Annotated in this window: 13 protein-coding genes, 2 tRNA genes and 1 pseudogene; 10 read left to right on the plus strand and 6 right to left on the minus strand. The window is 65.6% G+C overall.

The features are described 5' to 3' along the window. Positions 1–2: 2 nt before the first annotated feature. Complete coding sequence (locus tag IPK75_07430; GenBank protein ID MBK8198187.1) at positions 3–494, plus strand: hypothetical protein; 492 nt, start codon at positions 3–5, stop codon at positions 492–494. A gap of 730 nt (positions 495–1,224) precedes the next feature. On the opposite strand, the gene IPK75_07435 is transcribed toward IPK75_07430, so the two are convergent. Then, positions 1,225–1,301 (minus strand) — tRNA-Arg (locus tag IPK75_07435). Positions 1,302–1,477: 176 nt separating this feature from the next. Between IPK75_07435 and IPK75_07440 the strand changes: the two genes are divergently transcribed. Next, positions 1,478–2,482, plus strand: coding sequence for a TraB/GumN family protein (locus IPK75_07440; GenBank protein ID MBK8198188.1), 1,005 nt, complete (start codon positions 1,478–1,480; stop codon positions 2,480–2,482). On the opposite strand, the gene hisN is transcribed toward IPK75_07440, so the two are convergent. The 3 genes from hisN to IPK75_07455 form a co-directional block, all read right to left on the minus strand. Next, a complete protein-coding gene (gene hisN, locus IPK75_07445; GenBank protein ID MBK8198189.1) occupies positions 2,479–3,291 on the minus strand; it encodes a histidinol-phosphatase in 813 nt (270 codons plus the stop codon). The genes IPK75_07440 and hisN overlap by 4 nt on opposite strands. A 33-nt stretch (positions 3,292–3,324) precedes the next feature. Next, the gene (locus tag IPK75_07450) at positions 3,325–3,723 is read right to left on the minus strand and encodes a helix-turn-helix transcriptional regulator (protein ID MBK8198190.1); all 399 of its coding nucleotides are present in this window, start codon (positions 3,721–3,723) and stop codon (positions 3,325–3,327) included. 324 nt (positions 3,724–4,047) lie between these two features. Then, positions 4,048–4,869: an N-formylglutamate amidohydrolase gene (locus IPK75_07455; GenBank protein MBK8198191.1), complete on the minus strand. Its 822-nt coding sequence runs from the start codon at positions 4,867–4,869 to the stop codon at positions 4,048–4,050. Between the two features lie 238 nt (positions 4,870–5,107). Here IPK75_07455 and IPK75_07460 point away from each other — a divergent pair, with 238 nt between their 5' ends. The 5 genes and pseudogenes from IPK75_07460 to IPK75_07480 all read left to right on the plus strand — a co-directional run bounded on the left by IPK75_07460 (position 5,108) and on the right by IPK75_07480 (position 8,975). After that, a complete protein-coding gene (locus IPK75_07460) occupies positions 5,108–5,467 on the plus strand; it encodes a response regulator (GenBank protein ID MBK8198192.1) in 360 nt (119 codons plus the stop codon). A gap of 97 nt (positions 5,468–5,564) precedes the next feature. Continuing rightward, positions 5,565–5,639, plus strand: a tRNA-Val gene (locus tag IPK75_07465). A gap of 122 nt (positions 5,640–5,761) precedes the next feature. After that, complete coding sequence (locus tag IPK75_07470) at positions 5,762–6,577, plus strand: acyltransferase (GenBank protein MBK8198193.1); 816 nt, start codon at positions 5,762–5,764, stop codon at positions 6,575–6,577. Positions 6,578–6,674: 97 nt separating this feature from the next. Further along, a pseudogene (locus IPK75_07475) lies at positions 6,675–8,203 on the plus strand (IS21 family transposase). Further along, positions 8,193–8,975, plus strand: coding sequence for an ATP-binding protein (locus tag IPK75_07480; protein ID MBK8198194.1), 783 nt, complete (start codon positions 8,193–8,195; stop codon positions 8,973–8,975). Before IPK75_07475 ends, IPK75_07480 begins: the two are co-directional and overlap by 11 nt. A gap of 68 nt (positions 8,976–9,043) precedes the next feature. Here IPK75_07480 and IPK75_07485 read toward each other — a convergent pair whose 3' ends face one another. Both IPK75_07485 and IPK75_07490 read right to left on the minus strand, forming a co-directional pair. After that, complete coding sequence (locus IPK75_07485; GenBank protein MBK8198195.1) at positions 9,044–9,439, minus strand: VOC family protein; 396 nt, start codon at positions 9,437–9,439, stop codon at positions 9,044–9,046. A gap of 10 nt (positions 9,440–9,449) precedes the next feature. Then, a complete protein-coding gene (locus IPK75_07490; GenBank protein MBK8198196.1) occupies positions 9,450–10,226 on the minus strand; it encodes an ArsR family transcriptional regulator in 777 nt (258 codons plus the stop codon). Positions 10,227–10,351: 125 nt separating this feature from the next. On the opposite strand from IPK75_07490, the gene dusA reads away from it, so the two are divergent. The 3 genes from dusA to IPK75_07505 all read left to right on the plus strand — a co-directional run bounded on the left by dusA (position 10,352) and on the right by IPK75_07505 (position 13,751). Continuing rightward, the gene (gene dusA / locus IPK75_07495; protein MBK8198197.1) at positions 10,352–11,329 is read left to right on the plus strand and encodes a tRNA dihydrouridine(20/20a) synthase DusA; all 978 of its coding nucleotides are present in this window, start codon (positions 10,352–10,354) and stop codon (positions 11,327–11,329) included. 153 nt (positions 11,330–11,482) lie between these two features. Continuing rightward, positions 11,483–12,046 (plus strand): hypothetical protein, encoded by a 564-nt coding sequence (locus tag IPK75_07500; protein ID MBK8198198.1) that lies wholly within the window; start codon positions 11,483–11,485, stop codon positions 12,044–12,046. Between the two features lie 148 nt (positions 12,047–12,194). Then, a complete protein-coding gene (locus IPK75_07505; GenBank protein MBK8198199.1) occupies positions 12,195–13,751 on the plus strand; it encodes a YifB family Mg chelatase-like AAA ATPase in 1,557 nt (518 codons plus the stop codon). Positions 13,752–13,783: the final 32 nt, after the last annotated feature.

Below are 13,783 nucleotides of genomic sequence, written 5' to 3' on the forward strand. Positions count from 1 at the left end.
CCGTGACGGTTCTGGTTTCCGATACTTCGGTTGTCATCGATCTCGAACGGGCGGACCTTCTCGATGAGATGTTCCTGCTGCCGTTCGAGTTTGCGGTGCCTGATCTCCTTTACATCCGCGAGCTGGAAGGCGAACTCGGAGACAGGCTGATGGCGCTCGGGCTGCGCGTCGAGGAACTTACAGTTTCCGAGCTGCGGCGCGCGACCGGCGTCAATCGCCAGCATCAGAAGCTCTCCGTACCCGATACCTTTGCATTCGCCCTTGCGGAGTCCCGAACATGGACGCTGCTGACCGGCGACGGGATCCTGCGCGAACTGGCCGCTGTCGAGCAGATCGCCATGCATGGCGTGTTATGGCTCTTCGACCAGATGGCGGATGGCGCCCATGTGCAGTTCGATCGGCTGCATGGTGGCCTGACCCAGCTTTTCGCCCATCCGCGTTGCCGCCTTCCCGCGGATGAAGTGAAACAACGCTTGACTCGTTTTGCCGGCTAATTCGGTTCGATACGACGAGCGGCAGTCAAAACCTAGTCAGGGCCGACACCAGCGAGGGACCACTGATTGGCTTACTATCCCGCTCAATCCTCGCGTGAACGAAGGCCGTTATCAGGGAACCTGTTGTAGCTCTTTAAGATCAGCCAATTTGCGGCTGCTGACCGCCTCCTTGATACGTTGAAGCATCGATTTCTAAATTTCTGCGCTCTAAACCGGCCATGCAGCAGACGGCCCATTTTCTCATTTTCCGTCGCTCCTCGGACGCATTGAAATCGTCCGTTTAGGCCAACAATACCAGATCGCTACCAAGCAGATGAATGGCTGCGGCTCCCCATTCCTGACGGTCGGCTGATCCTGAGTGAGAGGAGCACGCCCGTCAGGGATCTTTGCCTGAGAGGCGAGTGAGATTTCAAGGGAGCCACAGCAATGGGCATGAACCCAGAGCCTAGTCCTGGCATCGCGAGGCACCCCTGACAGGAACAGCGAGTCCGTTTTCATGGATCCAGCACCGATCGTCTCGCGAGCGTTCGAGCCGTGGCTCAGAACGACTCGTCTTGGTCATAGGACCGCTGTGCGTCGCCCAATAAAGTGCCGCGAGGGGCTAATCGAAACAGTTTGAACCCACTCGAAACAACCGATAAACCGCCGAATTCGGTGGAACCCCGGTGGAACCCCAAGCGAAAATCAGCAGCTCGTCGGTCAGAAAGTAACAGCTAAGTCCTTGATTTTATGGCGCACCCAAGAGGATTCGAACCTCTGACCTTTGCCTTCGGAGGGCAACACTCTATCCAGCTGAGCTATGGGTGCCTCGCCGAAGGCGGTGTTTAAGCGAGGACGGGGGAGCGCGCAACCGCGATTGCGCCGCGCCCGGCCATGCGGATCGTGATGGACGCGGCAGCGGGATCGGCTAGGCTGGACAGGCTGTAACAACTTCCCCGGAGGCCTTCGCGCCCATGCGTCTGACCCGACTGATTCCTGCATTGATGGCTGCGTCTGCAGCGCTGGTCCTGGCGGGCTGTGATCCCAAACCGGCTGACCCTGCGGCGGCTGGGGAGACGGCGAGCACCGAGGCCGCACCCGGCGCCTGCGTGCGCACGGCCGACAGCGCAGCTGCGGTTGCGGAAATGGCGGCCGCCGAGGAGCGTGCGATCGCCGCCGCCGAAGCGAGCCGCGGCGCCGGCCAGCCGGCGATGTGGACCCTGAAGGACGAGGACACGACGATCTACCTGCTCGGCACGGTTCACCTGCTGCGGCCGGACCTCGAATGGCGCACGCCGGAGATCGACGCGGCGATCGCGGCGGCCGACACGGTCGTGTTCGAAGCCGATACGACGAGCCCGGAAGCCGGCCGTGAACTGATGGCCTTCTTCACCTCGCAGGGCCTGTTCAACGACGGCACCCAGCTGAACAGCCTGCTGACGGAGGCCGAAGTGGCGCAGCTGACCGCGGCGCTGACCGAAGTGGGCCTGCCGATCGAAGCCGTGCAGCCGATGCGGCCCTGGTATGCGGCGCTGAACCTGTCGGTGATGCAGATGACCGAGGAAGGGTTCGATCCGACGGCCGGCGTCGAGATGAAGATCGAGGCCGACGCCAAGGCACACGGCGCGCAGTTTGCCTATCTCGAGACGGTCGACCAGCAGCTCGGCGAATTCGCCGGTCTGGATAATTGCGCGCAGGTGGACTTCCTGATGCAGACGGCCGAGTCGATGAAGCAGGGGACCGAACTGCTGGACCTGCTGGTGGCGGAATGGGCCGACGGCGACACGGCCGGCCTTGGCGCGCTGATGTCGACGCCGGATTCGTTCGGCTCGGACGAAGCTTACGCGGCGCTGCTGCTGAACCGGAACACACGCTGGACGCCGCTGGTGGCAGGCATGCTGGATGAGCCCGGCACGCGCCTGATCGCGGTCGGTGCGGGCCACCTTGTGGGGCCGGACAGCGTCATCGCGAAGCTGCGCGCAGAGGGCTATGAGGTGACGGGGCCCTAGTCGGCCGCACGCCGGAGCGCGAGCAGGGCCTGGTCGAGCACGGCCTGGCTGGCACAGCAGACGATCTGCCCACCAAGTTTTGGCGGGTTGCCCCGCCAGTCGGTCGCAAGGCCGCCGGCGCCGCGCACGACCGGGATCAGCGCGGCAACATCCCAGGACTTGAGCCCGGACTCGGCGACGAGATCGATGGTGCCGGCGGCGACACGCGCATAGCCGTAGGCGTCGAGGCCGTAGCGCGTGATGCGGGCAGCCGAGCGCAGGTGGTTCCAGGCGCCCTGTTCGGGCGGCGAAAAGATGAAGGGATCGGTGGTGGCGATGACCGCAGCCCGCAGGTCGTCGCAGCCCGAGACGCGGATCGGCGTGCTGCCGTGTGCGGTGTCGAGCCGCGCGCCGCCCGGCCAGCCGAGATAACGCTCGCCAATGACGGGCTGGTCGATGACGCCGATGACGGGCACGCCGTCCGGGTCGACCAACGCGATCAGCGTGGTCCAGACCGGCAGGCCGGCGACGAAGGCGCGCGTGCCGTCGATCGGATCGAAATACCAGCGCCAGCCGGAAGTTGACGCGGTGTCGGGAAACTCCTCGCCGGTGACGCCGTCATCCGGGCGTTCGGCCGCGACGAGGGCGCGCATGGCGCGCTCGGCGGCGCGGTCGGCTTCGGTGACGGGGTCGAATCCGGGCCGGGCGCTTTCGCCCTTGTCCTCGATTTCGGAGAGATTGCGGAAGTGAATACGAATTGCCGCCCAAGCTGCATCTGCAAGCCGGGCGGCAAAACCAAGGTCAGTCTCGAGGGATCTGGAAGCGGTCATCCGGCGAGGGGGTGCCCCGCCGGACGAGGGGCGTCAAGCAGCGCCGGTGCTCGAATTGTCGCCTTCGAGGGCTTTCGCGAGCTCAAGCAGGCGTTTGCGGGGACGCTCGCCGAGACGGTAGTAGGCGCGGACCAGTTCCAGCGTCTCTTTCTGCGAAAGGATGTCGCCTTCCATCTGTTCGGCGTCGTTGGCGGCGTTCGGCATCGGGTTGGCCGTCGGCATGCCGTCGAAGAAGTACTGGACGGTGACGTTCATTGCCCGCGAGAGGTCGAACAGGCGCGAAGCCGTGATGCGGTTGGCACCGCACTCATACTTCTGGATCTGCTGGAAGCGGACGCCTACCTGTCCGGCCAGTTCCTGCTGGGTCATGCCCAGAAGGCGGCGGCGGCGGCGCAGGCGCTTGCCTACGTGAAGGTCAGTTTCGTCAGCCATGGTTCCCTCTCCGAGTTGGCGCGGGACCGGTGGCAGTCCCAAAACAGGATTTTCGCGCAATTTCTACGCAAACGGCGTGCCGCGTGCCGGAATGTGCCTGTTTTGGGGGCAATCAGGGGGTCAGAGGCGGGGTGCGTCAGAATGTTCTTTGCTGGATTGTGCATCGCAACATATTCTGGCTTTGCACTTCGGTGCAGACGCCTCTGGCGTTTCCTCCCTTTGACTTCGGCCGCGCCTCCGGGCGCGGCCCTTTTTTTGTGCCGCGGACAGGGCGCGCTAATCGGAACGCATTGTTCCGTTATTTGTCTTTGTTTTTATTGAAATTCATGATCGCGGCAGGTGGCCGGCGGCGTCAATGATCTCGGCGATCACTTTCTGCAAGGCGTCCTTGAGAGCGCTGAAGCCGCTGGCGCGGGTGATGCGCTGCTCGTCCATGTAGAGGCCGCGGTTGATCTCGACCTGCAGGGCGTGGACGCCCCGGCGCGGCCGGCCATAGCGACGGGTGGTATAACCGCCGGCATAGGGCGCATTGCGGGCGACGGTGAAGCCCTGGGCGCGGAAACTGCGCTCGATCCGGGCCATCAGGCGGGGGTCGGCGCTCGATCCGAACCGGTCGCCGAGGACAATGTCGGTCAACGCGCGCCGGCCGGGCTGGACCGACGGCATCGAGTGGCAGTCGATGAGCAGGGCATGACCATGGGCGCGGCGCAGGCCGTCCAGCGTTTCGGTGAGGTGCTGGTGGTAGGCATCATGGATGAAGGCGAGGCGCTCCTCGCCTTCGGAGCGCGACAACAGGCGGGCATAGATCGCCTCGCCGCGGGCGCCGACGCGGGGCAGGCAGCCGAGGCCGGCTTCGACTCGGGCGGTCGGCAAGGCGCAGGGACGGGGCGGACCGTCCTCGAACATGGCGGCGTCAAGCTCGTGCGGATCGCGGTTGAGATCGACCACCGAGCGGCCATAACGCGCGGCCACCAGGCCGGCGCCGAAGGCCGGCGCGGCCGCGAACAGCTCATCGATGAAGGCGTCCTCCGTGCGCCGCACATCCAGCAGGGGCACACACAGCGCATCCTGCATGGCGGCCGGATAATGCGATCCGGAATGGGGGCTGGCGAACAGGACCGGCGCGGCGGGCACCCCGGCGGGCATGAAATCGAACGGCGCCTGACGCTCGCCCGTGATGGGCAGCTCGGCGACAGGGTCTGATCGCAGGGCCGGAGAGGTTTCGCGCATGGCCTAATGGTTTGGGAACCGGGCAGCAGGTCAAGAACTTTCCTGTGCAGGATGTAAAGAATGGCGCGTCCGCGGGCCGTCGTGTTCACCACTGATTTACCTTCATTGCCCTTTATGCGGTAATCAGCTCCGACTCAGTCGACATGAGGCCTCTGTGACCAAGATCCTGCTCGCGGAAGACGACGATTCAATGCGCGGGTTCCTCGCAGCGGCCCTGCGCCGCGCGGGCCATGACGTCCAGGACTATGCCGACGGCGAGGGCGCCTTGCAGGCGCTGGAGCGCGAAGTCTTCGACCTCTTGCTGACCGACATCGTGATGCCGGGCCTCGACGGGATCGAACTCGCCCGCCGCGGCGCCGAACTCGACCCGGCCATGAAGATCGTCTTCATCACCGGCTTTGCGGCCGTGGCGCTGTCGTCCGGCGCGCCGACACCGGCCGGCGCCAAGGTGCTCTCGAAACCCTTCCACCTGCGCGAAATCGTCGAGGAAGTGGACAAGGTGATGGCGGCCTGAACCCGCCCGCTGCGCGGCGAATGCCCGCTTGACGCCGAACGCCTGATTGTCCAATACGCACGCTTCGCAACGCATGGCCCAAGGGCCTTCGCCGAGCGGGCGGTTAGCTCAGTGGTAGAGCACTACGTTGACATCGTAGGGGTCACAAGTTCGAACCTTGTACCGCCCACCATTCCCCGGGATTGTGCGTATTCTGCGGCCCTGCCTCGGTGGGTAACCAACGCCTTGTCCGGCCGGGCTGGCGCGGAATATGCTTTGAGCGGACAAACACTGTGCCGCCTGTAGAGTAGTCTCATGGGAACAATGCGTTTCGTGCTGGCGATGGCCGTCGTGGCCTTTCACCTGCTGGCCATCCCGAAAATCGGGCCGATCGCTGTCCAGGCCTTCTTCGTGCTGTCCGGGTTCCTGATGACCCTCGTGATGCACACGTCCTATGATTACAGCCCGTCCGGGTTTGGCCGGTTCTGGTTGAACAGGATCCTGCGGCTCTACCCGATCTATATCGTCTCGCTGCTGCTCACGCTGCCGCTGGCGCTGATCTTCGGCCCGGCGCGCGACCATGCGATCGACAATGCGCTGGGCGTGCCGATGACGCTGGCGGGGTGGGTGCAGAACGCCACGCTGATCTTCTACAACCTCGATACGCCGCGCCTGTCGCCGCCCGCCTGGGCGCTGACGACGGAGCTTTTCTACTACCTCGTCATCAGCCTTGGATTTTCGGCTACCCGGCTGCGGACATGGGGTCTGTTCGCGGCCGGCGCCGCCTACATGGCGTGGGGAATCGCGACCGGGCGGGACTTCTACGCCCTCTACTTCTCGATCTGGAGCGGCGCGCTGCCGTTCGGCGCGGGGGCGCTGCTGTGGCACTACCGCGAGGACCTTTCGCGCCTGTTGACCGGGCCGGCAGGGAACGCGCGCTGGACATGGGCCCTGATCGGCGCCGGGTCGGCAGGGATTCTCGCGACGGTTGGCGGACGCGCGCTCGCCTCGCTGCTCGACCTCGGCCCGGCGGCGGAAGCCGTGATGCTGCCGTTGACGGTGGTGCCCGCGGCGGCGCTGGTGCTCGGCTGTACGCGCCTGAAGCTGACCGGCTTTGTTGATTGCCGTTGAGAATTGACCCTGGGAGGGCAGAAATTTCCACTGAGAAGTGACCCATGTTTGAACCGGTCCCGAGCTTTGGCGAGCGGGGGACCATGGAGTGTTGGACATGGCATTATTGAGCGTTATCCGGCGGTGGTATCACCGCGACCAGATGTCGATCCGGGAGATTTCCCGGCGGACGGGCCTTTCTCGAAACACGCTGCGCAAGTATCTGCGATCCGAGGTGGTCGAGCCGCGTTTCAGGACGCCGGACAGGCCGAGCAAGCTGGATCCTTATGCGGACCGGCTGTCGGCATGGCTGCGGCGGGAGATGACGCGGCCGCGCAAACAGAAGCGCACGATCAAGCAGCTGTATGCCGATCTGGTGAGCCTTGGCTATGATGGTTCGTATGGCCGGGTTGCGGCGTTTGCACGGGCCTGGCGAGACGAGTACCGCGTCCAGCAGCAGACAAGCGGACGAGGGACTTTTGTGCCGCTTTCATTCGCGCCGGGCGAGGCATTCCAGTTCGACTGGAGCGAGGACTGGGCGGTCATTGACGGTGTTCGCACGAAGCTTCAGGTCGCGCACTTCAAGCTCAGCTACAGCCGCGCCTTCTTCGTGCGCGCCTATATCCTTCAGACGCATGAGATGCTGTTCGACGCGCACAACCATGCGTTCCGTATGCTTGGCGGCGTGCCGCGGCGCGGGATCTACGACAACATGCGCACGGCGATCGACAAGGTCGGGCGCGGCAAGGCGCGGACAGTCAACGCGCGGTTTGCGGCGATGGTCAGCCACTACATGTTCGAGGCCGAGTTCTGCAATCCGGCAGCCGGCTGGGAAAAGGCCAGGTCGAGAAGAACGTTCAGGATGCGCGTCATCGTCTATGGCAGCCTATACCGCATGCGGAGAGTCTGGACGCCCTGAACCTCTGGCTTGAGCAGCGATGCCGTGCGTTGTGGCAGGACATCCCGCATGGCACCCAGCCCGGTTCTGTTGCCGATGCCTGGGCTGATGAAGCCGGCAGCCTGATGCCGGCGGGTCGGCCGTTCGATGGCTTCGTGGAATATGGCAAGCGGGTCTCTCCCACCTGCCTCGTGCATCTGGAACGCAACCGCTACAGCGTCCCGGCGTCGTTCGCCAATCGTCCTGTGAGCCTGCGGGTCTACCCGGATCACTTCCTCGTCGTCGCAGAGGGCCAGGTCGTGTGCGAACACCGGCGCGTCATCGAGCGATCTCACGATGGCCCGGGGCGCACGATCTATGACTGGCGCCACTATCTCGCAGTGGTCCAGCGCAAGCCGGGCGCGCTGCGCAATGGCGCGCCGTTCCTGGAGCTGCCAGACGACTTCCGGCGGCTTCAGCGGCAACTTCTGCGTTCGCCGGGCGGTGACCGGGAAATGGTCGAGATCCTGGCGCTGGTGTTGCAGCACGATGAGGACGCGGTTCTGACGGCCGTGTCGATGGCGCTGGAAGCAGGCGTTGCAACCAAGACCCATATCCTGAACCTGCTGCACCGGCTGGTCGATGGCAAACCCATCAGTACACCACCTGTGACGGCGCCGCAGGCGTTGCGCCTCGCCAGTGAGCCACAGGCAAATGTTGATCGTTACGACACGTTGCGTGCAGTGGGGGAGACCCGTCATGCGTCATGATCCAGCCAGCGGCGCGATCGTCGTCATGTTGCGCGGCCTGAAGATGCACGGAATGGCGCAGGCCGTCACTGATCTCATGGCTCAGGGCTCGCCCGCGTTCGAGTCGGCAATCCCCATGCTGTCCCAGCTCCTGAAAGCCGAAACCGCAGAACGGGAAGTGCGGTCCGTGGCCTACCAGCTGAAGAGCGCCCGGTTCCCCGCTTACCGCGACCTTGCGGGCTTCGACTTTGCCAGCAGCGAAATCAATGAAGCCCTCGTCCGCCAGCTTCATCGGTGTGACTTTATCGATGTGGCCGACAATATCGTCCTGGTCGGCGGGCCTGGCACCGGCAAGACGCATATCGCAACGGCGCTCGGCGTACATGCGATCGAGCACTATCGACGCCGTGTCCGGTTCTTCTCAACCGTCGAGCTGGTCAACGCACTCGAACAGGAAAAGGCTCAAGGGAGAACCGGTCAGATCGCGAACCGTCTGATCCACTCCGATCTCGTGATCCTCGACGAGCTGGGCTACCTGCCGTTCAGCGCATCAGGCGGCGCGCTCCTGTTCCATCTGCTGAGCAAACTCTACGAGCGCACCAGCGTCGTCATCACGACCAATCTGAGCTTCAGCGAGTGGGCCAGCGTGTTCGGCGATGCGAAAATGACGACCGCGCTGCTCGATCGCCTCACCCATCACTGCCACATCCTCGAAACCGGCAATGACAGCTTCCGGTTCAAGAACAGCTCGGCGCAGAAGCCGAAATCGAAAAAGGAGAAGGCATCATCTTGACCCGGAAATGAAACCCGAAAGATAGTCACAAGGCGGGTCAGTTCTCGATGGAAATCCCGGGTCAGTTCTCAGCAGAAATCAACAATCGCGGGTTCGAACAGCTCGATCAGGTTGCCGGACGGGTCTGTCAGCAGCACCTGCTTGCCGCCCGGCCCCTCCAGGATGTCATTGCGGAACGGCGCCCCGGCCGCCTTCAGGCGGGCGACTTCCGCCGCAATGTCGGCGACGATCAGGTGGATCCGGTTCCAGCCGCCCGGCGCCGGGCGGATGCCATCCGGCATCGGGCGCGCCGCCGAACTTTCCGGCCCGCTGAGCAGCAGGCGAAGCTGTCCGCGCGCCACATCGGCAAAGGCGGGAAAGCAGGTCAGCACCTCGAAATCCAGCACCCGCGTATAGAAATCGACCGCCGCCTGCACGTCGTCGACGATGTATCGGACGCACACCATGTCGTTGGGGTCTGTCATCAGGTCCTCCTCAGGTCTGTTCGGGGTCCGCATCGGCCAGCTGCGCAATGAGGGCGGCGATGCGGGCGTTCAGCTCGGCCGCCGTTTCAACGAACAGCGGATAGGTCGCCGCGTCGCTTTCGCCCGTTGCCGGATTGGCGAGGCTCCAGTGGATAATCTGAGGCTCGCCGGGGAAGGCCGGGCAGACCTCGCGCACCTTGTCACACAGGCTGATCACCCGGTCGAACCGCTCGCCCGCGAAGGTGTCGAGGTGCTTGGCGTGCTGGTTGGCCAGGTCCAGCCCATGGACGTCCCGCATCACCCGCACGGCGTTCGGGTGCAGGGCCTTCGGCGCGCTGCCGGCGCTGAAGGCCGCCACCGCGCCGCCGGAACGGGCACGCAGCAAGGCTTCCGCCATCTGCGAGCGCGCGCTGTTTCCCGTGCAGGCAAACAACACCTTGCGGCCCGGCTTTATCGGGGTGACCGGCGCCTCGGTACGCAGGCGCAGGCTCGCATGGATCGCCGCGCCGGTGGCGGCCAGGCGCTGGCCGATCCCGTCCAGCCGGATCGAATAATAGGTGTCCCGCCGGTCCGCCGAACTGCGGCGCGCGGAAACCAGCTGGCCGTCGCGCAGCTTGGCGAGGTGATACGACAGCAGGTTCTGCGGCATGCCGACAAGGTCGGTCAGCTCCCGCACGGCCCGGTCGCTCACCGACAATTCTTCCAGCAACCGCCACCGTACCGGGTGGCCAGCCAGCTGCAGGAAGCCGGGCGGATCAAGGGCGGGCAGGGCGGACGAAAAGGTCATTTCTCTCTAATGCATCAATTCATTTTGATGAGTCAATCCAGATTGATGTATCCCGGCGCGCCTGCGCTGGCCTTCCGGCCGCGCGCGCGATATGCGCACTGACGTTTCCCCGCTCCAGGTTTGCTGTGCCCGCACCCGACTATCGCTTCTCCGTCGCTCCGATGATGGACTGGACAGACCGGCATTGCCGGGTCTTCCACCGCGCGCTGTCGAAGCGGGCCCTGCTGTGGACCGAGATGGTCACCGCCGACGCGGTCCTGAACGGCGATCGCCAGCGCCTGCTCGCCTTCGATCCCGCCGAACATCCGCTGGTCCTCCAGCTCGGCGGGTCGGACCCCGTCAAGCTCGCCGAAGCGGCGCGCATCGCCGAAGGTTTCGGCTATGACGAGGTGAACCTCAATTGCGGCTGCCCGTCCGACCGGGTCCAGTCCGGCGCCTTCGGCGCCTGCCTGATGGCAGAGCCGGATCTTGTGGCGGCCTGCGTCGCCGCAATGCGCGCCGCCGTCTCTATTCCCGTCACCGTCAAATGCCGCATCGCCATCGATGATCTGCCGGCGGAAGAAACCCTGTTCACCTTTGTCGACAAGGTCTCTGCCGCCGGCTGTACGGTCTTCACCGTGCACGCCCGCAAGGCCTGGCTCAAGGGTCTGAGCCCGAAGGAGAACCGGGAAGTTCCGCCGCTCGACTACGCCCTTGTCGCCAGGCTCAAAGCGGCCCGCCCCGGCCTCAAGATCATCCTGAATGGCGGCATCACCACGCTCGATCAGTGTGCGGAGCACCTGGCCGTGTTCGACGGAGTCATGCTCGGCCGCGCCGCCTATCAGACTCCCGGCCTCCTCGGCAGTGTCGACACGCTGCTCTTCGGGGAAGGGGAGATTGTCGATGCGGCCGCTGCCGTGCGCGCCTACGAGCCCTACATCGCCGCGCGCCTCGCCGCCGGTTCAAGCCTGCATGCCATGACCCGCCACATGCTCGGCCTGTTCGCCGGCCAGCCCGGCGCGCGCCAATGGCGCCGCATCCTGTCCGAACAGGCCGTCCGGAAAGGCGCAGGCCTCGAAGTCCTCCACGCCGCGCTCGCTGCCATCGAAAAGGTCGAGGCCTGAAGCATGGCGGGCCCCGGAACGGTTGCACAAGTTCCGGCTTGTGCAGGCAAAATTCCGCACCGTGAAAATAAAATAGCGCGCGAAATCCGGGCCTTGTAAAATATCCGCCGCGCGCCAATCCGGCGGGATTGCGGGCAGGTGTATGGTTCGTCCATGCCGCCGGCCCGTCCGCACCCTGACCTCTGGTATCCCATCGCCGCGCTGCTGGCGGCGCTGCGCCGGCTCCTGCTCACCGCCAACCCGTGCGCTTTCGCGGCCATCGCCAGTGAAGCGCGCGCCCAGCTTGCCGTCGCCGCCGCGCTTGTCCGCCGTTATATCCATATCCTCGCCGCAGAGCTCGTCCTGCCTCCACCGCGCGTGGTGCCGTCTCGTCCGCCTACGGACAATGCCGTCCCGCGCGGGGCGAGCCGCTATCTCTTCCCGCTGATCGAGGCGCCCGCCGCATCCGGCGGCGGCAGCGCCGGCGAGGACCCGCCCGAGCTGCAATGGGCGCTTCTCACCGAAGCGGCCCGCCGGCTCGCCGACGTGCTCGCAAGCCCTGCATCCCATGCCCGCCGTCTCGCCCGCCGCTTCGGCACTTTGCTGACGCCGGGCCTGCGCGACTTGCCCGTGCCCTGGCACATCATCCGCCGCATCCCGCCCGCGCTCGACGTGCTGCTCCTGCGCGCCGACCAGATCGCGAGACCTCTGGCCTGGGCCGGTCTCGATACCTCGTAAGCTGCGTGCGCCGCCTCTCCGCGCCTCCCTTGCCGTGCAGGGGAGGGCAAAGGCGCTGGCAGCAATCCCTTAAACCACTCCTTAACAATTTGTTCTTCCTTTGTTCGGAGCGTCATGTTAATCCTCCCCTCGGTTGAAGGGGCTCGGCATGGTCGCACGGATCACGACATACGCGTTTGACGGCGTCGAGGCCCAACCCGTCGATGTGCAGGTCCAGCTGTCCGGCGGGCAGGTGAACTTCATGGTCGTCGGCTTGCCGGACAAGGCGGTCGGCGAAAGCCGGGAACGGGTGCGCGCCGCCTTCTCGGCGCTGGGCCTCGCGCTTCCGCCGAAGCGCGTCATCGTGAACCTCGCGCCGGCTGACCTGCCGAAGGAAGGCAGCCATTACGACCTCGCGATCGCCCTGGCGTTGCTCGCCAAACTCGGCGTCATTCCGGAAGACCAGCTCGCCCGCTATGCCGCGATCGGGGAGTTGTCGCTGGACGGCCGGCTCGTCGAATCGGCCGGTATCCTGCCGGCGGCGATGGCGGCCGAAGCCATGGGCCTCAGCCTGATCTGCCCGGAAGCCTGCGGCTCCGAAGCCGCCTGGGCCGGCGGGGATGTGCTGCCGGCCAAAAGCCTGATCGCGCTGATCAACCACTTTGCCGGCCGCAGCGTGCTTAGCCCTCCGAAGAAAGGCGACCTGCTGGAGGCCCAAATCGGTCCCGACCTGAAAGACGTGAAAGGCCAGGAAGGCGCCAAGCGGGTGCTCGAAATCGCCGCCGCCGGCGGTCACAACCTCCTCTTCTGCGGCCCGCCCGGTTCCGGCAAGTCGATGCTCGCCCAGCGCCTCCCGGGTCTCCTGCCGCCGCTTTCGGCCCGCGAACTGCTCGAAGCCTCGCAGATCCAGTCCATCGCTGGCCTGTTGCAGCGCGGCCAGCTCTCCCGCACCCGCCCGTTCCGCGCGCCGCACCATTCCGCCTCGATGGCGGCGATGGTCGGCGGCGGTATCAAGGCGAAGCCGGGCGAAGTCTCGCTTGCCCATCACGGCGTGCTCTTCCTCGACGAGCTGCCGGAATTCTCCGCCCAGGTGCTCGACAGCCTGCGCCAGCCGCTCGAAGCGGGCGAAGCGGTGATCGCGCGCGCCAACCGGCATGTGCGCTATCCCGCCCGCTTCCAGCTGATCGCGGCGATGAATCCCTGCCGCTGCGGCGGCGGACCCGGCGCCGCCGCCTGCACGCGCGGACCCCGCTGCGCGCAGGACTACCAGTCGCGGATTTCCGGCCCGTTCCTCGACCGGATCGACCTGTTCTATGAAACCCCTCCCGTCACCGCCGTCGACCTCAGCCTGCCGGCGCCCGCCGAAGGCACGGCCGAAACCCGCGCCCGGGTTGCCCGGGCCCGCGAGCTGCAGGCCGAGCGCTTCGACGGCCTCGCCGATACCGAAGGCCGCCGGCACGTGAATGCCGACATGCCGCCCGGCGCCATCGATCAGCTCGCCTCTCCGGATGCGCCCGGCGCGGCCTTGCTCGCCGACGCGGCCGTGAAGCTGTCACTCACCGCCCGCGGCTATACGCGGGTGCTGAAGGTCGCCCGCACCATCGCCGACCTCGATGGCTCGGATGCGGTACGGCGCGTACACATTGCCGAAGCCCTCAGCTATCGCCACCGCCCGGCCTCGGGCGCCGGGGCAGCCGCTATCACTGGCTCTTCACTGGTGCGCTGATGCCATGGTTCCCGGCGGATTAAGGCTCTGAT

It is taken from the genome of Acidobacteriota bacterium, assembly GCA_016712445.1.
In the GTDB taxonomy this organism is placed as follows: Bacteria; Pseudomonadota; Alphaproteobacteria; order Caulobacterales; family Hyphomonadaceae; genus Hyphomonas.

Bases quoted from the DNA above. Each gene is read 5' to 3' on its own strand.
- IPK75_07440 (MBK8198188.1), top strand. From the start codon at position 1,478: ATGGCTGCGTCTGCAGCGCTGGTCCTGGCGGGCTGTGATCCCAAACCG.
- hisN (MBK8198189.1), bottom strand. From the start codon at position 3,291: ATGACCGCTTCCAGATCCCTCGAGACTGACCTTGGTTTTGCCGCCCGG.
- IPK75_07450 (MBK8198190.1), bottom strand. From the start codon at position 3,723: ATGGCTGACGAAACTGACCTTCACGTAGGCAAGCGCCTGCGCCGCCGC.
- IPK75_07455 (MBK8198191.1), bottom strand. From the start codon at position 4,869: ATGCCCGCCGGGGTGCCCGCCGCGCCGGTCCTGTTCGCCAGCCCCCAT.
- IPK75_07470 (MBK8198193.1), top strand. From the start codon at position 5,762: ATGGGAACAATGCGTTTCGTGCTGGCGATGGCCGTCGTGGCCTTTCAC.
- IPK75_07480 (MBK8198194.1), top strand. From the start codon at position 8,193: ATGCGTCATGATCCAGCCAGCGGCGCGATCGTCGTCATGTTGCGCGGC.
- IPK75_07485 (MBK8198195.1), bottom strand. From the start codon at position 9,439: ATGACAGACCCCAACGACATGGTGTGCGTCCGATACATCGTCGACGAC.
- IPK75_07490 (MBK8198196.1), bottom strand. From the start codon at position 10,226: ATGACCTTTTCGTCCGCCCTGCCCGCCCTTGATCCGCCCGGCTTCCTG.
- IPK75_07500 (MBK8198198.1), top strand. From the start codon at position 11,483: ATGCCGCCGGCCCGTCCGCACCCTGACCTCTGGTATCCCATCGCCGCG.
- IPK75_07505 (MBK8198199.1), top strand. From the start codon at position 12,195: ATGGTCGCACGGATCACGACATACGCGTTTGACGGCGTCGAGGCCCAA.